Origin of the sequence: Polynucleobacter hirudinilacicola (genome assembly GCF_002192535.1) — a bacterium.
In the GTDB taxonomy this organism is placed as follows: Bacteria; Pseudomonadota; Gammaproteobacteria; order Burkholderiales; family Burkholderiaceae; genus Polynucleobacter; species Polynucleobacter hirudinilacicola.
Window position 1 is genome coordinate 911,704 of the sequence record NZ_NAIA01000003.1, and the last position, 21,743, is coordinate 933,446.

Here is a 21,743-nt window from a genome sequence, read left to right on the forward strand (position 1 = left end):
TGATGTGTGCTCTATCCGATTAGCGATAAGGTGCATCAACTGCACGGTTAGTGGCAATGTCTTTTTCATACTTATCGCCTACAGCCAAAAGCATGTCTTTTGTGAAATACAAGTCACCGCGCTTATCGCCAAAATATTCAAAAATATTAGTTTCAACGATCGCGTCAACTGGACAAGCTTCTTCACAGAAACCACAGAAGATGCATTTAGTTAAATCAATGTCATAGCGTGTTGTACGACGTGTACCGTCATCACGCTGCGCTGTTTCGATAGTGATGGCGTATGCAGGGCATACTGCTTCACACAACTTACAGCCAATACAACGCTCTTCCCCACTTTCATAGCGACGCAAGGCATGGAGTCCACGGAAACGTGGAGACAACGGTGTCTTCTCTTCTGGATACTGAACAGTAATTTTTGGTTTAAAGAGATAACGACCGGTAATAGACATACCAGTCAAAATATCTTTGAGCATCAAGCTATCGAGGAATTGGGAAATTTTCTTAAACATGATTGATCAACTTATTTCCAAATATTCCATGGAGACACTACCCATGCGCCAACGACAACCACCCAGAATACTGAGATGGGAATAAAGATCTTCCAACCCAAACGCATAATTTGGTCATAGCGATAGCGTGGCAAAGTAGCACGCAACCAAATTACACAGGATAAGAGGAAGAAGGTTTTACCAAATAGCCAGAAGAAGCCAGGGATATCACGCAGTATCGGCAAATCAACAATAGGCGACCACCCACCTAGGAACATGATCGATGCAACAGCTGCAATCAGAATCATATTGGCGTATTCAGCCAAGAAGAACATTGCAAAAGACATGCCTGAGTACTCAACCATGTGGCCAGCAACAATCTCAGACTCACCTTCAACTACGTCAAATGGGTGACGGTTTGTTTCAGCAACACCAGAAATAAAGTAGATCAAAAACATTGGTAGCAATGGCAACCAGTTCCAAGAGAGGAAGTTCAGCCCCATGTCTGCAAAGAAGCCCTGCTCTTGTGAAGCAACAATAGTGCTTAGATTCAATGAGCCCGAGGTCAATAAGACGGTGACTAAGGCAAAGCCCATAGCAATCTCATAAGAGATCATTTGCGCTGAAGCGCGCATTGCACCTAAGAATGGATATTTGGAGTTAGAAGACCAACCAGCCAGAATGACGCCATACACACCAATCGATGAAATGGCCATGATATATAGCAGGCCAGCATTGACATCAGCAAGCACCATCTTGGCTTGAAATGGAATCACTGCCCAAGCTGCAAAAGCAGGCATGATGACCATGATTGGCGCAATAAAGTACAAAACCTTAGAGGCTTGAGCAGGAGCAATGATCTCCTTCATCAAAAGCTTCAATGCATCAGCAATCGGCTGTAACAATCCTAATGGGCCAACACGATTAGGCCCGAGACGAATGTGCATCCAACCAATGAGCTTTCTCTCCCAAAGAGTTAGATATGCTACGCAGCCAAACATCGGCAATACGATGATGACAATACGTACTAATGCCCAAACAAGCGGCCACAAAGAACCGAAGATGGCTTCGCCTTGGATAGTAACGAGGTTCAAGAAATTATCCATCTCGTACCTTAGGCCTTACTAACAGTTACTGGACCAAACATCGATCCCAATTTTGCGCTAGCCATGGTGCCTGCAGATATTCTGACGGCACCTGGCGCTAGATTGACTTCTAATGTTGCTGGCATATCAACAGACTGATTACCTTGGGATACGCGGATTGCATCACCCTCTTTCAAGCCAAGTTCTGTAAAGAGTTTTTGATTTAAGCCAGCCTGAATGCCGCGTTTCGCATCACGAGTTAACTGTAAGGCTGGTGAGCGACGCACAATTGGGTCGCCAGCATAGATATTGACATCAGCCAAACGCTCAAGACCATCAAATGGCGCAAGATTGCCATTGGTAATAGTGTTGCTGATCGCTTTGTTATTTAAGAGAGTGCAATAGTTCTCATTCAGGGCCTCACCCAATACTTCTTCAGGCAAGTTGAATAAGAAACCATCAAGACCTAAGAGTCCACCTAGTACACGCAGCACTTTCCATGCTGGACGGGAGTCACCTAAAGGCTTCACAGAAGGTTGAACGGTCTGTGCCCTGCCTTCTGCGTTAACAAAAGTTGAAACGGTTTCTGTAAATGGAGAGATCGGTAGGATAACGTCAGCAATCTCAAGCAAATCAGCGCTCTGATAAGCACTCAATGCAATGACCGTATTTGCCTTGGCTAAGGCTGCGCGAGCTTGAGCTGGATTTGGTAAATCACTATCTGGCTCGATATTCATTAACACTACCGCGCGGCGATCGCCTGACAGTACTGATTCAACGCCAGCACCATTTGCATTAACTAAGGCAGCACCAACAGCATTCCCACCAACCGGTAAGAATCCTAATGTTGCGCCAGTTTGATCTGCAATAAATTGCGCCATCACATGTAAATCAGATGCATGGTGATGTGCAAGTGCAGCCGACCCAAGGAATACAGCCTTACTTTCACCAGAAATGAGGCTATCAGCAATCTTTTGAGCCGCTGGAGATACTGGTAAGTTGAATGTTCCAGCAGGAGCAGAAACAGATTTTGCTTTTGCTACTGCCAATGCAACTTCACTCAAGCTATTGAGCCAAGCACTAGGTGCAGCTGAAATACCGTTACTTGGAATTAACCAGTCGTCACCACCAGCATCAATGCGCATTACTTGTAAGCCACGCTTGGCAGCATTACGGATGCGCGCAGCAATAATAGGTTGATCCTTGCGCAGGAAGCTACCAATAAATAGTACGCGATCTAGCTCGCTTAATTTAGCAACTGGCATACCTAACCAAGGTACGCTTGCAGCTGCCTTCACATCGGTTTGACGTAAACGTGTTTCAACTTGCTTAGAGCCTAAGCCGCGAACTATCTTTTGTAAAAGGTGTAATTCTTCAGTACTAGAGATTGGATGCGCCAATGCACCAATAGACTCTGGGCCACTTTCAGCGGCAATCGTCTTCAATGAGTGCGCAACATAATCGAGCGCTGATTGCCAATCCGTTTCCAACCACTGACCGCCCTGCTTGACCATAGGCGTAGTCAGGCGATCATTACTATTTAAACCTTCATAGGAGAAGCGATCACGGTCGCTAATCCAACATTCATTGATGGCTTCATTTTCTAGGGCAACAACACGCATCACCTTATTGGATTTTGTCTGTACTGTAGTGTTAGCACCCAAACTATCGTGCGGACTAACGGAACGCTTACGACCCAATTCCCAGGTACGTGCTTCATAACGGAATGGTTTGCTGGTTAACGCGCCTACTGGACATAAGTCGATCATGTTTCCAGACAACTCTGAATCCACTGTTTGACCAACAAAGGTAGTAATTTCTGAATGCTCGCCACGATTGATCATGCCCAACTCCATCACGCCGGCAACTTCTTGACCAAAACGAACGCAACGGGTGCAATGAATACAGCGGGTCATCTCCTGCATGGAGATCAATGGACCAACATTCTTATGGAATACAACACGCTTCTCTTCGTCGTAGCGTGAATTTGACTTGCCATAACCAACAGCCAAGTCTTGTAATTGGCACTCACCACCTTGGTCACAAATTGGGCAATCTAATGGGTGATTAATCAGCAAGAACTCCATCACAGAGCGTTGCGCTTCCACCGCTTTGGCGGAATGGGTAAATACCTTCATGCCTTGAGTCACTGGTGTAGCACAAGCAGGCAATGGCTTAGGAGCCTTCTCTACTTCCACCAAACACATACGGCAGTTAGCAGCAATAGACAGTTTCTTGTGATAGCAGAAATGGGGTACGTAGGTGCCGAGCTTATTCGCGGCGTGCATCACCATCGAACCTTGCGGAACTTCTACCGTCTTACCATCTAATTCGATTTCTACCATGCTCACTTTAAGATGTCCCGTACTCAATAACTTATAAAGGTTGTGCAGAATCTAAGCAGCGCTTATGTTCTACGTGATACGCAAATTCATCCATGTAATGCTTCAACATGCCCCGCACTGGCATTGCTGCAGCATCACCCAAGGCACAAATCGTACGTCCTTGGATATTGGCAGCTACATCGTTGAGCAAATCTAAATCTTCTGGACGTCCTTGACCGTGTTCAATACGATGCACAATGCGCCACAGCCAGCCGGTACCTTCACGACATGGGGTGCATTGGCCACAAGACTCTTCATGATAGAAATAAGACAAGCGTTCCAATGCACGAACCATGCAACGCGTTTCATTCATCACAATCACAGCGCCCGAGCCAAGCATCGATCCAGCTTTTGCAATACTGTCGTAATCCATCGTCAAATCCATCATCTGAGCACCGGGAACTACTGGAGCAGATGAACCGCCAGGAATAACCGCCTTCAATGTTTTGCCATCACGCATACCGCCAGCAAGTTTCAGCAACTCAGCAAACGGTGTGCCCAATGGGATCTCATAGTTACCTGGATGCACTACGTCACCAGAGACAGAGAAAATCTTAGTTCCGCCATTGTTAGGCTTACCGAGGTCTAAATAGGCCTGACCACCAATTGCCAAAACGAATGGCACAGCAGCAAAAGTCTCAGTGTTATTAATTGTGGTTGGCTTGCCATATAAGCCAAAACTTGCAGGAAATGGTGGCTTAAAGCGTGGCTGCCCTTTTTTGCCTTCTAAAGATTCAAGCAAAGCAGTTTCTTCACCACAAATATATGCACCCCAACCTGGAGAGGCATGCAATTGGAAGGAGAAATCACTTCCTAGAATCTTGTCACCCAAGTACCCAGCGGCACGGGCCTCTTCTAGAGCCTCTTCAAAGCGTGCATACACTTCCCAAATTTCACCGTGGATATAGTTGTATCCAACCGAAATACCCATGGTGTAAGCACCAATGATCATGCCCTCAATCAAAGCATGAGGGTTGTAACGCATGATGTCGCGGTCTTTAAAAGTACCCGGCTCACCTTCATCACTATTGCAAACTAAATATTTTTGCCCTGGGAACTGACGTGGCATAAAACTCCACTTCAATCCTGTTGGGAAACCTGCACCGCCACGACCTCGTAATGAGGATGCTTTTAATTCTGCAATGATGGCATCGGGCGCAACTTTATCGTTAATTAAACGACGTAACTGTTGATAACCACCGCGACTCTCATAATCTTTTAAACGCCAGTTATCGCCATTTAATCCGGCAAGGATCAAGGGCTTGATATGACGATCGTGCAAGCTGGTCATGCTGCTTTCCCCTCTGCACGAAGTTCACTTAGTAGTGAATCAATTTTTTCTTTACTCATAAAGCTGCACATACGCTTGTCGTTCACGAGCATCACCGGTGAATCACCGCATGCACCCATGCACTCACCCTCTTTGAGGGTAAAGGTGCCGCAAGAAGTGGTTTCATTAAAACCAATCCCCAGAGTTTCTTTAAGATGATTTGCAGCTGTTTCACCATGAGTCAATTGGCAAGGTAAGTTTGTGCAGATCACTAACTTATATTTACCAATAGGCTTGATGTTGTACATATTATAGAAAGTAGCCACTTCATCAACTGCAATGGTTGGCATTTCTAATATTTGCGCAACAGTTGCAATGACTTCAGGCGATACCCAACCCACCTCGGTTTGGGCAGCAATTAAAGCAGCCATTACAGCAGATTGCTTTTGCTCTGGAGGATACTTCGCCACATTGCGAGCGATGTCTGCAAGTGTTTTAGCGGATAGTTGAAGAGTTGTTGTCATTAAATAATCCATGGCACGCTGTATTAGCGGTCAATCTCCCCGAACACAATATCCTGCGTACCGATAATCGTTACTGCATCAGCCAACATGTGGCCACGTGACATCTCATCCATCGCTGAAAGATGGACAAATCCTGGTGCGCGAATCTTCATACGATATGGCTTGTTAGCACCATCAGAAATTAAGTAAATACCGAACTCACCTTTTGGATGCTCAACTGCTGAGTAAGCCTCGCCATCAGGAACATGAATACCTTCAGTAAAGAGTTTGAAATGGTGAATCAATTCTTCCATATTGGTTTTCATATCCACGCGCTTGGGTGGAGAAACCTTATGGTTGTCACTCATTACAGGACCTGGATTTGCTTTTAACCAAGCTACGCACTGTTTGATAATGCGATTCGATTGACGCATTTCTTCCATGCGGACTAAATAACGATCGTAGGAGTCACCGTTTACGCCCACTGGAATATCAAAATCGAGTTGGTCATAGACTTCATAGGGTTGCTTCTTACGTAAATCCCATTCGATACCAGAGCCGCGTAACATCGGGCCAGTAAAGCCAAGTTGCAATGCACGCTCAGGCGTCACGATGCCGATATTCACTAAGCGCTGCTTCCAAATACGGTTATCGGTTAAGAGATTGCAGTATTCATCCACATTAGCATCGAAACCGTTTGCAAACTGCTCAATGAAATCGAGTAAAGAACCGCTGCGATTCTCGTTAAGACGTTTTACAGCCGATTCACTCCGAATCTTCGATTTACTGTATTGCGCCATTTGATCTGGCAAATCACGGTATACGCCGCCTGGACGATAGTAAGCAGCATGCATACGAGCACCAGACACAGCTTCATACATATCAAAAATGTCTTCACGATCGCGGAAAGCATATAAGAACACTGCCATCGCACCAACGTCAAGACCATGACAGCCTATCCAAAGCAAATGATTGAGTAAACGAGTCAACTCGTCATACATCACACGAATATATTGCGCACGTACAGGAACATCTACTTGAAGCAATTTCTCAATGGCCATCACGTAGGCGTGCTCATTGGACATCATGGAAACATAATCCAAGCGATCCATATAAGGAACGTTTTGAATCCAAGTGCGAGTCTCTGCTAATTTTTCTGTAGCGCGATGTAATAAACCAATATGGGGATCAGCACGCTGAATCACTTCACCATCAAGCTCCAACACCAAGCGCAATACTCCGTGAGCTGCAGGATGCTGAGGACCAAAATTGAGGGTGTAGTTCTTAATTTTTGTCATGACTTAAACTGGGCCTCCGTACTGCTCTTCGCGCACGATACGTGGAGTTATCTCACGAGCCTCAATCGTTACGGGTTGGTAGACGACACGCTTTAACTCTGGGTCATAACGCATTTCTACATTGCCGCTAATTGGGAAATCTTTTCTAAATGGATGACCAATGAAACCATAATCAGTCAAGATACGACGTAAGTCATCATGGCCTTCAAACAAGATGCCATAGAGATCAAATGCTTCACGCTCAAACCAATTGGCTGAGTTCCATACTGGAGTAATAGAGGCTACCAATGGATAGCCATCATCGGCTGCAAAGACACGCAGACGCAGACGCCAGTTATGCTGGATAGACAATAAATGACTTACAACAGCAAAACGCTGGCCACTCCAAGCACCATCTCGGAAGTCTTGGTAATCAACGCCACATAAATCGATTAACTGTTCAAATGCGAGTGATGGATCATCGCGAAGCAACATAGCAGATTCAAAATAAGTATCCGCATTAACAACTACCGTTACTTCACCTAAAGCAATCTGAACAGAGTGAATGCGTTTACCGAGTACTTTCTCGAGGTTGGCGGCTAATTGAACTAAACGATCTGACATTGCTTAGCCCTTCCGCGCAATCGTGCTGGTGCGTGCGATCTTGGATTGCAACTGAATAATTCCGTAGATTAACGCTTCAGCAGTTGGAGGGCAGCCAGGAACATAAATATCCACCGGCACAATGCGATCACAACCGCGTACAACTGAATAGGAGTTATGGTAGTAACCGCCACCATTGGCACAGGAGCCCATAGAAATCACCCAGCGTGGCTCTGGCATTTGGTCATAAACCTTACGTAAGGCTGGGGCCATCTTGTTACACAAGGTACCAGCAACAATCATTAAGTCAGATTGACGAGGGGATGGGCGGAAAACAACACCAAAACGATCTAAGTCATAACGGGATGCGCCAGCGTGCATCATTTCGACCGCACAGCAAGCTAGACCAAATGTCATTGGCCATAAAGAGCCATTACGCGTCCAGTTGATCAACTGATCCGCAGTAGTGGTAACAAATCCTTCTTTGAGAACGCCTTCTAATGCCATATCTATCACTCCCAGTCGAGAGCGCCCTTTTTCCAGATATACACAAATCCCACGATGAACTCTAAAAGGAAGATCACCATAGAGGCGTAGCCAAACCAACCGATATCACGCAGAGCAACACCCCATGGAAATAGGAATGCAGTTTCTAGATCAAACAGGATGAAGAGAATGGCAATGAGGTAGTAGCGCACGTCAAATTTCATACGCGCATCTTCGAAAGCTTCAAAACCGCACTCATATGGAGAGAGTTTTTCAGCGTCAGGCTTCGAAGGAGCCAAAATCTTTCCGAGGAACATGGGGACTAATCCCACCCCAATACCTACGAGGATAAAAAGCAGAACAGGAAAGTAATTAGCGAGATTCAAAAAATGGTCCTGATTTGTTCGTCTGGTAATTCTTTAAACAGCAAATTGTTCAATACTTCACTTTATAAAGCCTTGATTTAGAGCAAAAACCCCTTCAAATTCTTCATTTTTGGTGCCGACGGCGAGACTCGAACTCGCACAGCCTAAGCCACTACCCCCTCAAGATAGCGTGTCTACCAATTTCACCACGTCGGCATCTTGCAAAACCCATCAATTCTACTGCATTGCACAACTGAACTACCCACAATTAGGGGTAGCTATATCTGTAAAAACCTACTGTTTTACTTAGGAACTGCAGGTTTAGTTGGGTCCTGGACAGGTGCCACAGGGGCAGCTGGCGCCACTACTGGCGCAACGGTTCCAGAAAGAACCCCAGGACTAACTTCCCTCTTATTGCCAAGCCAGGTAATACCTAGAGTAGAAATAAAGAAGACTGCAGCAAAAATGGCGGTTGCATGAGATAAAAAGTTGGCAGAACCACTGGCGCCAAACAAGCTACCAGAAGAACCAGAGCCAAAAGCAGCTCCCATATCAGCACCCTTACCTTGCTGCAATAGAACCAGCAAAATCACAGCCAACGCTGAAATGATTTGCAACACGATCAATAAAGTCTTAAGCCATTCCACAATTTATCTCCAAATAAAAATCTATGCCTTACAGATGGCTAGAAAGTCCTGGGGGTCCAAAGAAGCCCCTCCAACTAAACCGCCATCAATATCTGGCATTGCAAACAACTCAACGGCATTATCAGGCTTGACACTGCCGCCATACAAAATTCCAACATGAGAGGCAACATCCTCATCAAATTCTGCTAACTGCAGACGAATAGCGCGATGCATATCCTGAGCTACTTGAGCAGTGGCAACCTTACCGGTACCGATAGCCCAGACTGGCTCATAAGCGATCAAACAGTCTGCCAAGCGATCCTGAAGTACAGTCAGCTGTTTTGCAACCTGACCACGCACAACCTCAACCGCCCTACCAGAATTTCTTTCATCAGCCGTCTCGCCAACACAAATAATGGGTGTCATTCCACTATCGAGCACTTGTAGGGCTTTCGCAGCAACTAGCTCATCAACTTCATGATGCAATTGGCGGCGCTCGGAGTGTCCGACAATCACGTAACTACAACCCATTTCCTTTAGCGATGAAGCCGCAACTTCACCTGTGTAAGCGCCAGCAATATCAGCAGATGCATCTTGAGCACCCAGACTAAGAAATGCCAACGAATGTTCTTTAATCAATGACGCACATTGAGTGAGATAAGGAAACGGTGGGCACACTGCAAACTTGCGACCAGAGGGCATACCACTTTCCATCCCACGGGCAACGGTCTTAATCCAATCTTCATTGCTAGCAAGATTGCCATTCATTTTCCAGTTGCCGATAACGATGAGTGGTCGCATATTCTGTAGCAGTTTCTAGACTGTCAAAACAATCTTACCAACGTGTTCAGAAGATTCCATCAAGCGATGGGCATCCGCTGCCTGATCAAGTGTGAATGTTTTATAAATTACAGGCTTTAATTTGCCAGCATCTAGCAACGGCCAAATACGAGCGTGCAGTTGTTGAGTAATTTGCTTCTTGAATGACACTGGGCGTGGACGCAGAGTTGAGCCTGTAATGGTCAAGCGACGACGCAAAATTTGACCGGTATTCACCTCAGCCTTAGAGCCACCCATAATTGCAATGATCACAATGCGGCCATCATCGGCCAAGCAATCAATTTCCTTCTGCACATAAGCGCCAGTAACCATATCCAGAATGACATTGACACCTTTGCCATCTGTTGCCTTCTTCACTTCCTCTACAAAATCTTGTGTTTTGTAATTGATGGCAACATCAGCACCTAGCTTGATACAAGCTGCACACTTTTCATCTGTACCTGCTGTCACAAATACTTTATGACCAAGAGCCTTAGCAATCAAAATGGCAGTGACCCCAATGCCGCTAGAGCCGCCCTGCACCAGGAGTGTTTCGCCTTCAGATAACTCACCACGCATGAAGACGTTGCTCCATACGGTATAGAAAGTTTCAGGTAAGGAAGCTGCTTCTTGATCGGTAAACCCTTTTGGGTAAGGCAAACACTGTGCAATGGGGGCTGTGCAGAGCTCTGCATAACCGCCGCCTTGCACTAAAGCGCAAACCTTATCGCCAACCTTCAGGCCAAAAAGATTATCAGCATGAGCTAAATCACCACCAACAATCTCACCGGCAACTTCAAGGCCCGGAATATCGGATGCACCTGCAGGCACGGGATAGTGACCCTTGCGCTGCAATACATCTGGTCGATTAATACCAGCAGCAATTACCTTAATCAAAATCTCGCCGGTACCAGCATTTGGTACCGCTGGATCCGGACGAGTGGCAGCAACCAACATTTCTGGTGCGCCAAATTCTTTAATTTCCATTACGCGCATAAGAGCTTCTCGCAGTAGTAGACGTAAATGATTTAAGCTGTTTCGTCAGCCGCAGGAGCCGCTTCAGCAGCACCAGCTAAAGGAGCAATCGTGCCACCCTCATCTGCCATTGCGGCTTTAAGAGATAAACGCAAACGACCACGCTCATCAGCAGCAAGCAACTTCACGCGCACAACCTGACCTTCTTGCAAGTAATCTTTAACTTCTTTAACGCGCTCGTTAGAAATTTCAGAGATATGCAAGAGACCATCTTTACCTGGAAGAATATTTACTAAGGCGCCAAACTCAAGCAATTTCACAACTGGGCCTTCGTAGATCTTGCCTACTTCAGCTTCTGCAGTGATGCCTTCGATGCGTGCTTTTGCTTCTGCCATGCCTTCAGCGCTGGTAGAGGCAATGGTTACTGTGCCGTCATCTTTGATATCAATGCTGCAACCAGTTTCTTTAGTCAAGGCCTGAATGGTTGCACCACCCTTACCAATCACTTCACGAATCTTATCTGGATGAATCTTGAATGAGACCATGCGTGGAGCATGTGCTGACAGCTCTGTACGAACTGAACCCATGGCTTCTTGCATTTTGCTCAAGATATGCAAGCGACCTTCTTTTGCTTGTGCCAACGCAACTTGCATAATTTCTTTAGTAATACCTTGAACTTTGATGTCCATCTGGAGCGCAGTAATACCGTTTGCAGTACCCGCTACTTTGAAATCCATATCACCTAAGTGATCTTCGTCACCCAAGATATCGGTCAATACAGCAAAACGATTGCCATCGAGAATCAAGCCCATTGCTACACCAGCAACGTGAGCTTTTACTGGAACACCAGCATCCATCATTGCCAAACAGCCACCGCAAACGGAAGCCATGGATGATGAGCCATTGGACTCAGTGATTTCTGAAACAACACGAATGCTGTATGCAAAATCTTCTGGGCTTGGCAATACTGGAATCAATGCGCGCTTAGCCAAACGACCGTGACCAATTTCACGACGCTTAGGGCTACCTACACGGCCAGTTTCGCCAGTAGCGAACGGAGGCATGTTGTAGTGGAACATGAAACGATCGCGGTATTCACCTTCGAGAGCATCAATAATTTGCTCGTCACGGGCAGTTCCCAAGGTAGCTACTACCAATGCTTGTGTCTCACCACGGGTAAATAATGCAGAACCGTGTGTACGTGGCAATACGCCATTACGAATTTCAATTGGACGAACAGTACGTGTATCACGGCCATCAATACGTGGCTCACCGTTCAGAATCTGGCTACGAACAATCTTCGCTTCGATTTCAAACATGATGTCACTCACAGCAACAGCATCAACGTCACCTTCTTCAGATAACTTCGCCAATACTTGTTTAGAGATTTCTTTCAGCTTATCTGAACGTGCGCCCTTTTGACGAATCTGATAAGCCTCACGCAATGGCGCTTCAGCCAATGCAGTGACCTTAGCAATAAATGGCTCATCTTTAGGGGCTGCAGTCCAATCCCACTCTGGCTTACCAGCTTCACGCACTAAATCATTGATCGCGTTGATCGCAGTTTGCATTTGGTCGTGACCATAAACTACGGCACCCAACATGACATCTTCAGAGAGTTGATTTGCTTCGGACTCCACCATCAATACAGCAGCCTGTGTACCAGCAACGATCAAATCGAGTTCACTAGTAGCCTGCTCTGTACGAGTTGGGTTCAAAAGGTATTGGCCATTCGCGCAACCAACACGAGCTGCACCCACTGGGCCAGCAAAAGGAATGCCTGAAATTGCCAATGCTGCAGAAGCAGCGATCAAAGCAGGAATGTCAGCAGGCACATCTGGGTTGATGGACAACACATGCACCACCACCTGAACTTCGTTCAAGAAACCTTCTGGGAACAAAGGACGTAATGGACGGTCGATCAAACGGGAGATCAAGGTCTCACCTTCTGATGGACGACCTTCACGGCGGAAGAAGCCACCAGGGATCTTGCCTGCTGCGTAAGTCTTTTCTAAATAATCTACTGTTAATGGGAAAAAGGATTGGCCTGGCTTTGCAGACTTAGAGGCAACTACTGTACCCATTACTACGGTGTCATCAACATTAACAATAACGGCACCACCAGATTGGCGAGCAATCTCGCCTGTTTCCATTGTTACTTGATGATTACCCCATTGAAAACTCTTTACTGCTTTTTTAAACATAGTCATTCTGATCTTCTCCAAATTGTTCACGCAAAACTCACATGAGCATTGCGCTTGTCGTGGGATAAAGCAGTGTCACGACAACACTGGAGCGATTTAAGGTCACAAGGGATGCCATTCCAAGGAGACTCTGATCGATATTCAGAAACTCATTGGAATGACACGATCCCCTACACAAATGAACTTGAAGCGCCCAAAAAACATGCCATCTGCTTAAGACTGAATCTGGAAAGAAACAACCCTAAGAAAGATGGCATTGCATACCGATAAGAATTACTTACGGAGACCTAATTTGTCGATCAATGCGCGATAGCGATCCAAATCTTTACCCTTGAGATAATCCAAGAGGCGACGGCGACGTGAAACCATCTTCAACAAACCACGACGGCTGTGATGATCTTTAGCGTTAGCCTTGAAATGGGGGGTTAATTCATTGATGCGGGCTGTTAGCAATGAAACTTGAACTTCAGGGCTACCCGTATCGTTTGCGCTGCGCGCGTTTTCTTTGACGATTTCCGCCGTCTTAATATCAGCAACTGCCATTTTTAATACTCCTTACTTGCGAACACTTGAGCTTTCACCCAATTTGTGTCGTGCGTTATTAACAAAATAAAACAAAAAAGCTTTACAAATCAAAGCCCTCGAATTGTAGCAGATCCCCTGATATTGTTAGAAATGATGCCTTCTCCAATGGGCACAATTCTGGTCAATATTCGACATAAAGCCAATTAACGCCTCTAAAAATACATGCTAAATTACTTAAAAATCAGCAATTTAGACCCTCGTACAGTATTCTGAACCCCTTATTGAGCAAAATGAGTCAAATACCATGAAAAAGACCCCACTCATTGCATTTCTAACGCCGTTATTACTCATACCGTCCTTGGCAAATGCCTCATTTTTACCCCCAGATCTGATTGATGGATTTGCCAACATCATCTCTTGGGTGGTTTTAATAGTGATGCCGATCGGCTTTATAGCGGGGTTTTGGTACGTTCATATTCTCCCAGATACGATTGCCAAACGTAGGGAGCACCCCCAACGGGACGCCATTCATGCACTCTGCATTCTTTCCCTCTTTGTTGGAGGTTTGCTGTGGCCCTTTGCCTACCTTTGGGCCTATACCCGCCCGACCATGTACAAGCTCGCCTATGGAACTGATAAATACAAGCCTATAGATAAAGAGCTAGAAGCAGAACAGGCTGAGGTGAAATAAGCATGGAAGCGCTGATTCTTGGCATTTATGCCGGCATTGTTTGGTTAATCTTTTTTAAATACAAACTACTGCCTTGGAATACCGTAGCAAAAGTCATTGTTTTCACAATTCCCGTTGTTGGGATGATCACTCTCATATTGCTACTCAACATCTTCTCACCCTCCTCTAGCAATGTCGTGGTTGTCAGAAACTCCGTGGGTATTGTGAGCCAGGTAAAGGGTCGCGTTACTGATGTGCCCGTGACAGTAAATCAACGCGTCAAAAAAGGCGATGCTCTCTTTAAGATTGACCCTACTCAATATCAAGCTTCAGTTAATGCGCTCAAAGCCAAACTCAAACTCGCTAAATTGCGAGTCAAAGAGAATGAAGCGTTGGTGAAAAGTGGTTCAGGCAATCGCTTTGATTTAGAAAAGGCTGAGACAGATCTGGCCGAACTCAGTGAGCAAACAATTAATGCTGAATATGACCTTGAGCAAACCGTTGTCCGAGCGCCGAGTGATGGCACGGTAGTAAACGTGCAATTGCGCCCTGGTGCTTTTGTGGCAGCCTTTCCGATCGCATCAGTGATGACCTTCATGGAAGATACTCCGCAAATCTATGCCCTGTTTAATCAGAATGAGTTGCATCAAATTGAAGTGGGTAATGAAGCCGAGTTTTATATTCCTAGCTTTCCAGGAAAAATCCTGAAGGCACGGGTGGAATCAATCATCCTCGCTGAAGGTCAAGGCCAAATCGGCGTCAGCGGTAATCTACCGACCACTGGCTTGCGAGAAATTCCGGTAAATCGTTTTGCAGTCAAATTACAAATGGATGATCGTCATGCAGAGCTCTTGCTACCTGCTGGTGCCGTTGGAGATGGCGCGGTCTATACCGATCATCTTGCATTCTTGCACATCATTCGCAAAGTGATGTTGCGCATCAGCACTAAGCTCAATTACATCATTCCGAAATTGCATTAGTAATAGAGATGCATAAACGACAGCTGAACTCATGTCATAAAGCCGTGCTCTATTCGCTAGGGGTGGTGACCTTGAGCGCCTGCACTATTAGCCCATTAAAGAACAATCGAGAACTAGTCGATCAATCACTGCCTAATGCAAGTATCCCAACACAATTTCAAACAAGTAATGCCACCAACCAAAATACTTTGAAGGTGGATGATGCATGGTTAAAGCAATTTAATGATGGTGAGCTAAATGCCCTAGTGACCGAAGCATTACAAAATAACCCGAGTATTCGCATTATTGCAGCCCGCAGGACTCAGTCTGAAGCCTTAATTAATGCTGCGGGTGGCTCACAATACCCAGGTATTAATGCGATTGGTAATACCGGCAGTAAAGTTGGCTCAAGTGGAACTGGATTAACCGGTTTTTATATTGGCGCCGGTTGGGAGCTTGATCTATGGGGTCGTGTTCGCACATCGATTGCGGGTGCTGAACAAAACTCCAAAGCCATCAATGCCGATCAAGATGCCGCTCGCCTTTCATTGATTGCAACCTTAGCCAAATCCGTTTGGCTTGCGCGTAGCTTACAAGAGCAAGCGCAATTAGCCAAAGACAATGCTGATGCCTCACAAAAAATCGCGGACTTGATGCAAGTACGAGAAAACATTGGTGCTTCTTCTGCTAATGATGTAGCTAGTGCAAAAATTAGCGCCGCTCAAGCACAAGAAGTTGCGCTTAATAGCGCCTTAGCACGTGATCAAGCACTGCGTGCTGTTGAAACCTTAGTTGGGCGATACCCAAAAGCTGAGCCCCTGAAAACCACAGCGCTGCCAGCCCTTCCCCAACCTATTGCTCCTGGCTTACCAGCGGACTTATTAGAACGCAGGCCTGATTTGATTGCTGCTGAAGCACGCGTTAATAGCGCCTTCTATCTTGCCGATGAGAAAAGGCTAGCAAGACTTCCCAAAATCAGTTTGACAGCTGGTTATGGTTATATCAATAGCCAAATTTTTACCTTAGTCAACGGTGCAAGCACTAGCTTTGGGGTTGGTGCTAATGTTGCGCTTCCCTTATTTCAAGGCGGTGCTATTGAAGCACAAATTGCCTACCAAAACGCAGAGGCGCAAGCTGCGCTTGCCAACTATGGCAAAGTAGTTCTATCAGCGTTTAATGATGTAGAGAATGCATTAAATGGTGAAGCAACCTGGCGTGAGCGCAATACTCAGCTACAAATACAACTAGACCAACAAAAGCGCGTCATGAAAAGCACTGAGTCTGAGTTTCAGATTGGTAAAGTAGACCAACGCCAAATTCAGCAACAGCGCATTAAAACTAACACCACTGATATAAGCTGGCGCCAAGGTCAAGTTGACGCTCTAGCCCAACGTATAAACCTCTATCTAGCCTTAGGTGGCTCAGCAGACTAAGTTCCATCTACATAATCTATCGACCACTATGAAAATAATCTTCTCTTTTCTTTTTATCGGCAGTATATTCTTCTTGCCGGCACACTCTTATGCACAATTATCAAATCCGTTTGGCTCAAGTAAAACAGTTGCCCAGCAAAAAGAAGACATTCTCAAAAAGAATGATGAAATCCTAAAGCATCTCTATCAGGTACAGCCAAAGGCAAAAGACCTCATTGATAAATCGATTGGGTATGCCACCTTTAGTAACTTCGGCATGAAAATTTTAATTGCTGGTGGCGGCACGGGCACTGGTGTAGTGATCAACAAATTATCTAAGAAACCAGTCTACATGGATATGGCAGAGGTGCAGGCAGGACTTGGTCTGGGCATTAAATCATTTCAAAATATTTTTATATTCCAAACCGAAGCTGCGCTCAATAGCTTTGTCAACTCTGGATGGACTTTTGGTGGACAGGTCACTGCAGCGGCTAAATACGACAAGGATGGCGCTTCTTACCAAGATGCCTCCGTTGTTGCTCCTGGAGTGCTGATGTACCAATTAACAGACACAGGGCTTGCCGCTGAAATCACCGGCAAAGGAACTAAATACTACAAAGACTCCGACTTAAACAAGTGAAAATCTTTGTAGTGCCTACAAAAAACTGAAGGTATCACTTAAGGGGCCATCTGGGCGTTGAGCTTTGCCTGACTTGGATCATGCAATTTGTTCAAGGCAGATAAATACGCCTTGGCAGAGGCAGCAATAATATCTGGATCAGTGCCAACGCCATTCACAATCCGACCGCCCTTAGCTAATCGCACAGTCACTTCACCCTGCGATTGAGTCCCTGAGGTAATCGCATTGACTGAATACAGTAATTGCTCTGCCCCGCTCTTAGCAATTTCTTCAATCGCATTCAAGCTAGCATCTACTGGGCCATTGCCTTCAGCCTCAGAACTTACTTCCTTCTCGCCCATGCGGAAGGTAACGCGTGATTTAGGACGCTCACCCGTTTCAGAATGCTGGCTCAAAGAGATGAAGTGATAATGCTCACCCTCCTCTGCAGCAGCAGAATCTGACATGATGGCAATGATGTCTTCATCAAAGATTTCTGCTTTTTGATCAGCTAAAGCTTTAAATCTTGCAAAAGCCTCATTTAAATCTGCTTCGGCTTCAACGGTAATGCCTAATTCTTGCAAACGCTGTTTAAACGCATTGCGGCCAGATAATTTACCCAAGACGATCTTATTAGTAGACCAGCCCACATCTTCAGCGCGCATGATTTCATAAGTTTCACGGTTCTTCAAAATACCATCTTGGTGAATGCCTGATGCATGAGCAAAGGCATTTGCACCTACTACCGCCTTATTGGGCTGCACTACAAAGCCAGTGATTTGAGAGACCAACTTCGATGCTGGAACAATTTGGCTGGCATCAATGCCGCAGACCATATCAAAATAATCTTTACGAGTACGCAAAGACATCACAATTTCTTCTAATGCAGTATTGCCAGCACGCTCGCCCAAGCCGTTAATGGTGCACTCAATCTGACGCGCTCCACCAATCTTCACGCCAGCCAAGGAATTAGCAACCGCCATACCCAAGTCGTTATGGCAATGCACAGACCACACGGCCTTATCTGAATTCGGTACCCGTGTACGCAAGGCTTTAATGAATTCACCATACAACTCAGGAGTCGCATAACCTACGGTATCGGGAATATTGATAGTAGTGGCACCCTCTTTAATCACTGCCTCAACTACTCTAGATAAGAAATCGATTTCTGAGCGATAGCCATCCTCTGCTGAGAACTCAATATCTTCAGCCAAGTTTCTAGCAAAGCGAATCGAACGTTTGGCTTGCTCCAATACTTCTTCTGGAGACATACGTAATTTAACAGCCATATGCAAAGGACTTGTCGCCAAGAATGCATGAATGCGTTTTGCTTTAGCGGCTTTTAAGGCATCAGAGGCGCGAGTAATGTCTTTATCATTTGCTCTGGCCAATGAACACACAATAGAATCTTTAATCGCAGCAGCCACTGCTGAGATTGCCTGAAAGTCACCTTCGGAGCTCGCGGCAAAGCCTGCTTCGATCACATCGACTTTGAGACGCTCTAATTGACGAGCAATACGGACTTTTTCATCCTTGGTCATAGAAGCCCCAGGGGATTGCTCGCCGTCACGCAAGGTGGTGTCAAAAATGATTACTTTATCGCTCATCACTACTCTCCGGTTTTGAACTCTTTATTAACAATGACTCAATTTGAAGCTTAAAAACAAAAACCCCAGCAATTAGCTGGGGCTGGTATGTGGTGGTTAATGGATTATTTTGATCTCATCAACTCAGGCCTTACCCGCCCCAAGCTTTAGGCTTAGTGCTAGTAGAAGGAGGCTGCTTAAAGACAAATTCATCAACATGGGTTAAATATACCCGAAAATTCTAAAATTAGCTAAAACGTTTGCCGCTAAGCCGTTCCCAGGCCCAAATGACATAGCCAGATATGGAATAAACCACAAATACGCCAAACAAGGTCAAAGGCGGATTGGAGGAAATCAAAACGAAGGTCAGAATCATGATGACCATCACGCCAAAAGGCACGCGATAGCGTACATCAAGGGCTTTACCACTATAAAAACGGGCATTTGAGACCATGGTCAAGCCAGCGTAGACGGCAATAAAGAAGGTTACCCACGGAATTAAGGTATCGCGCACTGGAATCTTATTATCGTCAGCCAACCAGATAAATCCTGCCATCAGCGCACCAGCTGCTGGGCTTGGCAAACCTTGGAAGAACTTCTTATCAACAACACCAGTGTTCACATTAAAACGGGCTAAGCGCAAAGCAGCGCCAGCACAATAGGTAAAGGCAGCCAACCAGCCCCACTTACCCAAATCCTTTAAAGCCCACTCGTATGCAACTAGTGCAGGAGCAACGCCAAATGAAACCATGTCAGCGAGAGAATCATATTGCTCACCAAAAGCACTTTGCGTATTTGTCATACGAGCCACACGACCATCCATGCCGTCTAAAACCAGGGAGGCAAAAATAGCGATTGCTGCCATTTCAAACTGGTGATTCATCGCATTCACAATCGCAAAGAAGCCACAAAATAAAGCTGCTGTAGTAAATGCGTTGGGAAGTAAATAAATTCCCTTGCTGCGTAAGCGTGGTTTTTGAGGATGTAACTCTTCTACCTCGAAATCAAGACCATCATCCAATTCTTCAGCCCACTTCTCATCTGCACCCGTTCGTTTGTGCGAGAGGCGACTGCGATCAATGCGGCCACGACGGCGAAATGTAGTCAAAGAAAGTCCAGTATTGAGTTGTAATTAATCTAGGCCTGGCATACGAGCTAGGGCTGTATTTGTAGCGAATACTTTATCACCAACACTTACCAATGGCTCAGCTGTGAGGGGCAAATAGACATCAACCCTAGAACCAAAGCGGATAAAACCGTAGCGCTCACCCGCTTTGAGGCGATCGCCCACATGGGTATAGCAAAGAATGCGGCGTGCAATCAATCCTGCAACCTGGACCAGAGTCACCATCTGACCATTGGCATCAATGACAACGGCATTGCGCTCATTCTCAGTAGATGCTTTATCTAAGTCTGCGTTAACAAACTTACCTGGGAAATATTGAATCTCTTTCACCATGCCATTGACGGCACTCCGATTGGAGTGAACATTAAAAACATTCATGAAAACACTAATCTTCAGCGCTTCACGGCCAGCGTATGGATCATTGGCTTTTTCAACGACAACAATCCGACCATCTGCTGGAGATAAGACCAAATCACGACCTAAAGCAGGAATGCGCTGTGGATCGCGGAAGAACTGCAGAACAAAGATAAAAATGATCCAGAGTGGCCATGACCATGCAATGCCACCTAGAAAGTGGATCAATAAAGTCAAAGCACCCACTAGTGCTAAATACGGCCAACCTTCTTTTGCAATAATGGGGTGCGGATACATCATCTTTGTTCTGAGCCTTTTATTGAACTACTTTTGTTTTACTTCTTAGTTCTTAGTTTGATCTACTAATTTGTTCTTAGCAATCCAAGGCATCATCGCACGCAACTTAGCACCAACAATTTCAATTTCATGCTCAGCATTCAAGCGACGACGAGAAATCAAGGTTGGAGCACCCGCTTTGTTTTCCAAGATGAAACTCTTTGCGTATTCGCCAGTTTGAATATCTTTCAAGCATTGACGCATTGCATTCTTAGTTTCAGCAGTAACAACACGTGGGCCAGTAACGTACTCGCCATACTCAGCATTGTTTGAAATTGAGTAGTTCATATTTGCAATACCGCCTTCGTAGATCAAGTCAACGATCAACTTGAGCTCATGCAAGCACTCAAAGTAAGCCATTTCTGGAGCATATCCAGCTTCAACCAATACTTCAAAGCCTGTTTTAATCAAATCAACGGCGCCACCACAAAGAACAGCCTGCTCACCAAATAAGTCAGTTTCAGTTTCTTCACGGAAGTTTGTTTCGATAATGCCGGCACGACCACCACCGTTAGCTGTTGCATATGACAAAGCGAGGTCACGAGCAGAACCAGATTTATCTTGGTAGACAGCGATCAAATGTGGAACACCGCCACCTTGTGAGTAAGTCCCACGAACAGTGTGGCCAGGAGCTTTAGGAGCAATCATGATGACGTCCAAATCAGCGCGTGGCTGAACTTGACCGTAGTGAACGTTAAAACCGTGGGCAAAAGCTAAAGCAGCGCCCTGCTTAATATTGCCATGCACTTCTTTGGTGTAGACATCCGCAATTTGCTCATCTGGTAATAACATCATGACGATATCTGCGTCTTTTACGGCATCAGCAACTTCTTTCACTGTCAAACCAGCATTTGCTGCTTTAGACCATGAAGCACCACCCTTACGCAAACCGACAGTCACGTTAACGCCAGAGTCCTTGAGGTTCAATGCGTGGGCATGACCTTGTGAACCATAACCAATGATGGTGACTTTCTTGCCCTTAACGAGGGATAAGTCAGCGTCTTTATCGTAAAAAACTTTCATGCTATTTCCTTGTATTGAAAAATATATATTGCTTAATAAATCAGTT

22 protein-coding genes and 1 tRNA gene are annotated in these 21,743 nt (G+C 45.6%); 4 read left to right on the plus strand and 19 right to left on the minus strand.

Annotated features, from left to right (window positions below):
- Positions 1 to 19 precede the first annotated feature (19 nt).
- The 15 genes from nuoI to rpsO all read right to left on the minus strand — a co-directional run bounded on the left by nuoI (position 20) and on the right by rpsO (position 13,630).
- Complete coding sequence (gene nuoI, locus B6A14_RS08735; RefSeq protein WP_087910074.1) at positions 20 to 511, minus strand: NADH-quinone oxidoreductase subunit NuoI; 492 nt, start codon at positions 509 to 511, stop codon at positions 20 to 22.
- Between the two features lie 11 nt (positions 512 to 522).
- Entirely contained in the window at positions 523 to 1,596 is a 1,074-nt protein-coding gene (nuoH, locus tag B6A14_RS08740) for an NADH-quinone oxidoreductase subunit NuoH (protein WP_087910075.1), read from the minus strand.
- An 8-nt stretch (positions 1,597 to 1,604) separates the two neighbouring features.
- Positions 1,605 to 3,920: an NADH-quinone oxidoreductase subunit NuoG gene (nuoG, locus tag B6A14_RS08745; RefSeq protein ID WP_087910076.1), complete on the minus strand. Its 2,316-nt coding sequence runs from the start codon at positions 3,918 to 3,920 to the stop codon at positions 1,605 to 1,607.
- A gap of 31 nt (positions 3,921 to 3,951) precedes the next feature.
- On the minus strand, positions 3,952 to 5,250 hold the full coding sequence (nuoF, locus tag B6A14_RS08750) for an NADH-quinone oxidoreductase subunit NuoF (RefSeq protein WP_087910077.1): 1,299 nt from the start codon (positions 5,248 to 5,250) through the stop codon (positions 3,952 to 3,954).
- Positions 5,247 to 5,753 carry an NADH-quinone oxidoreductase subunit NuoE gene (gene nuoE, locus B6A14_RS08755; RefSeq protein ID WP_087910335.1) on the minus strand — a complete coding sequence of 169 codons (507 nt, stop codon included), beginning with the start codon at positions 5,751 to 5,753 and terminating at the stop codon, positions 5,247 to 5,249. Before nuoE ends, nuoF begins: the two co-directional genes overlap by 4 nt.
- Before the next feature lie 23 nt (positions 5,754 to 5,776).
- Complete coding sequence (locus B6A14_RS08760) at positions 5,777 to 7,030, minus strand: NADH-quinone oxidoreductase subunit D (protein ID WP_087910078.1); 1,254 nt, start codon at positions 7,028 to 7,030, stop codon at positions 5,777 to 5,779.
- A gap of 3 nt (positions 7,031 to 7,033) precedes the next feature.
- A complete protein-coding gene (locus B6A14_RS08765; protein WP_087910079.1) occupies positions 7,034 to 7,633 on the minus strand; it encodes an NADH-quinone oxidoreductase subunit C in 600 nt (199 codons plus the stop codon).
- 3 nt (positions 7,634 to 7,636) lie between these two features.
- On the minus strand, positions 7,637 to 8,119 hold the full coding sequence (locus B6A14_RS08770; RefSeq protein ID WP_087910080.1) for a NuoB/complex I 20 kDa subunit family protein: 483 nt from the start codon (positions 8,117 to 8,119) through the stop codon (positions 7,637 to 7,639).
- A gap of 5 nt (positions 8,120 to 8,124) precedes the next feature.
- Positions 8,125 to 8,484 carry an NADH-quinone oxidoreductase subunit A gene (locus B6A14_RS08775; protein WP_011902892.1) on the minus strand — a complete coding sequence of 120 codons (360 nt, stop codon included), beginning with the start codon at positions 8,482 to 8,484 and terminating at the stop codon, positions 8,125 to 8,127.
- 110 nt (positions 8,485 to 8,594) lie between these two features.
- A tRNA-Leu gene (locus B6A14_RS08780) sits at positions 8,595 to 8,679 on the minus strand.
- An 86-nt stretch (positions 8,680 to 8,765) separates the two neighbouring features.
- Complete coding sequence (secG, locus tag B6A14_RS08785) at positions 8,766 to 9,110, minus strand: preprotein translocase subunit SecG (RefSeq protein WP_087910081.1); 345 nt, start codon at positions 9,108 to 9,110, stop codon at positions 8,766 to 8,768.
- A gap of 21 nt (positions 9,111 to 9,131) precedes the next feature.
- Complete coding sequence (gene tpiA / locus B6A14_RS08790) at positions 9,132 to 9,890, minus strand: triose-phosphate isomerase (protein ID WP_087910082.1); 759 nt, start codon at positions 9,888 to 9,890, stop codon at positions 9,132 to 9,134.
- Between the two features lie 15 nt (positions 9,891 to 9,905).
- Positions 9,906 to 10,904 (minus strand): NAD(P)H-quinone oxidoreductase, encoded by a 999-nt coding sequence (locus B6A14_RS08795; protein WP_087910083.1) that lies wholly within the window; start codon positions 10,902 to 10,904, stop codon positions 9,906 to 9,908.
- 32 nt (positions 10,905 to 10,936) lie between these two features.
- On the minus strand, positions 10,937 to 13,093 hold the full coding sequence (gene pnp, locus B6A14_RS08800) for a polyribonucleotide nucleotidyltransferase (protein WP_087910084.1): 2,157 nt from the start codon (positions 13,091 to 13,093) through the stop codon (positions 10,937 to 10,939).
- Positions 13,094 to 13,360: 267 nt separating this feature from the next.
- Positions 13,361 to 13,630 (minus strand): 30S ribosomal protein S15, encoded by a 270-nt coding sequence (gene rpsO / locus B6A14_RS08805; protein ID WP_068948469.1) that lies wholly within the window; start codon positions 13,628 to 13,630, stop codon positions 13,361 to 13,363.
- A gap of 286 nt (positions 13,631 to 13,916) precedes the next feature.
- On the opposite strand from rpsO, the gene B6A14_RS08810 reads away from it, so the two are divergent.
- The 4 genes from B6A14_RS08810 (at position 13,917) to B6A14_RS08825 (ending at position 17,293) form a co-directional block, all read left to right on the plus strand.
- On the plus strand, positions 13,917 to 14,303 hold the full coding sequence (locus B6A14_RS08810; protein ID WP_087910085.1) for a DUF3302 domain-containing protein: 387 nt from the start codon (positions 13,917 to 13,919) through the stop codon (positions 14,301 to 14,303).
- Between the two features lie 2 nt (positions 14,304 to 14,305).
- A complete protein-coding gene (locus tag B6A14_RS08815) occupies positions 14,306 to 15,262 on the plus strand; it encodes an HlyD family secretion protein (RefSeq protein WP_087910086.1) in 957 nt (318 codons plus the stop codon).
- Between the two features lie 8 nt (positions 15,263 to 15,270).
- Positions 15,271 to 16,674, plus strand: coding sequence for an efflux transporter outer membrane subunit (locus B6A14_RS08820; protein WP_087910087.1), 1,404 nt, complete (start codon positions 15,271 to 15,273; stop codon positions 16,672 to 16,674).
- 73 nt (positions 16,675 to 16,747) lie between these two features.
- The gene (locus B6A14_RS08825) at positions 16,748 to 17,293 is read left to right on the plus strand and encodes a lipid-binding SYLF domain-containing protein (RefSeq protein WP_236635701.1); all 546 of its coding nucleotides are present in this window, start codon (positions 16,748 to 16,750) and stop codon (positions 17,291 to 17,293) included.
- A gap of 38 nt (positions 17,294 to 17,331) precedes the next feature.
- On the opposite strand, the gene B6A14_RS08830 is transcribed toward B6A14_RS08825, so the two are convergent.
- The 4 genes from B6A14_RS08830 to ilvC form a co-directional block, all read right to left on the minus strand.
- Positions 17,332 to 18,879, minus strand: coding sequence for a 2-isopropylmalate synthase (locus tag B6A14_RS08830; RefSeq protein ID WP_087910089.1), 1,548 nt, complete (start codon positions 18,877 to 18,879; stop codon positions 17,332 to 17,334).
- Between the two features lie 226 nt (positions 18,880 to 19,105).
- Positions 19,106 to 19,966, minus strand: coding sequence for a CDP-diacylglycerol--serine O-phosphatidyltransferase (gene pssA, locus B6A14_RS08835; protein WP_087910090.1), 861 nt, complete (start codon positions 19,964 to 19,966; stop codon positions 19,106 to 19,108).
- Positions 19,967 to 19,990: 24 nt separating this feature from the next.
- Positions 19,991 to 20,638 (minus strand): phosphatidylserine decarboxylase, encoded by a 648-nt coding sequence (locus B6A14_RS08840; protein WP_087910091.1) that lies wholly within the window; start codon positions 20,636 to 20,638, stop codon positions 19,991 to 19,993.
- 42 nt (positions 20,639 to 20,680) lie between these two features.
- Positions 20,681 to 21,697 (minus strand): ketol-acid reductoisomerase, encoded by a 1,017-nt coding sequence (gene ilvC, locus B6A14_RS08845; protein ID WP_087910092.1) that lies wholly within the window; start codon positions 21,695 to 21,697, stop codon positions 20,681 to 20,683.
- Positions 21,698 to 21,743 lie beyond the last annotated feature (46 nt).

Bases quoted from the DNA above. Each gene is read 5' to 3' on its own strand.
- nuoI (WP_087910074.1), bottom strand. From the start codon at position 511: ATGTTTAAGAAAATTTCCCAATTCCTCGATAGCTTGATGCTCAAAGAT.
- nuoH (WP_087910075.1), bottom strand. From the start codon at position 1,596: ATGGATAATTTCTTGAACCTCGTTACTATCCAAGGCGAAGCCATCTTC.
- nuoG (WP_087910076.1), bottom strand. From the start codon at position 3,920: ATGGTAGAAATCGAATTAGATGGTAAGACGGTAGAAGTTCCGCAAGGT.
- nuoF (WP_087910077.1), bottom strand. From the start codon at position 5,250: ATGACCAGCTTGCACGATCGTCATATCAAGCCCTTGATCCTTGCCGGA.
- nuoE (WP_087910335.1), bottom strand. From the start codon at position 5,753: ATGACAACAACTCTTCAACTATCCGCTAAAACACTTGCAGACATCGCT.
- B6A14_RS08760 (WP_087910078.1), bottom strand. From the start codon at position 7,030: ATGACAAAAATTAAGAACTACACCCTCAATTTTGGTCCTCAGCATCCT.
- B6A14_RS08765 (WP_087910079.1), bottom strand. From the start codon at position 7,633: ATGTCAGATCGTTTAGTTCAATTAGCCGCCAACCTCGAGAAAGTACTC.
- B6A14_RS08770 (WP_087910080.1), bottom strand. From the start codon at position 8,119: ATGGCATTAGAAGGCGTTCTCAAAGAAGGATTTGTTACCACTACTGCG.
- tpiA (WP_087910082.1), bottom strand. From the start codon at position 9,890: ATGCGACCACTCATCGTTATCGGCAACTGGAAAATGAATGGCAATCTT.
- B6A14_RS08795 (WP_087910083.1), bottom strand. From the start codon at position 10,904: ATGCGCGTAATGGAAATTAAAGAATTTGGCGCACCAGAAATGTTGGTT.
- pnp (WP_087910084.1), bottom strand. From the start codon at position 13,093: ATGACTATGTTTAAAAAAGCAGTAAAGAGTTTTCAATGGGGTAATCAT.
- rpsO (WP_068948469.1), bottom strand. From the start codon at position 13,630: ATGGCAGTTGCTGATATTAAGACGGCGGAAATCGTCAAAGAAAACGCG.
- B6A14_RS08810 (WP_087910085.1), top strand. From the start codon at position 13,917: ATGAAAAAGACCCCACTCATTGCATTTCTAACGCCGTTATTACTCATA.
- B6A14_RS08815 (WP_087910086.1), top strand. From the start codon at position 14,306: ATGGAAGCGCTGATTCTTGGCATTTATGCCGGCATTGTTTGGTTAATC.
- B6A14_RS08820 (WP_087910087.1), top strand. From the start codon at position 15,271: ATGCATAAACGACAGCTGAACTCATGTCATAAAGCCGTGCTCTATTCG.
- B6A14_RS08830 (WP_087910089.1), bottom strand. From the start codon at position 18,879: ATGAGCGATAAAGTAATCATTTTTGACACCACCTTGCGTGACGGCGAG.
- B6A14_RS08840 (WP_087910091.1), bottom strand. From the start codon at position 20,638: ATGATGTATCCGCACCCCATTATTGCAAAAGAAGGTTGGCCGTATTTA.
- ilvC (WP_087910092.1), bottom strand. From the start codon at position 21,697: ATGAAAGTTTTTTACGATAAAGACGCTGACTTATCCCTCGTTAAGGGC.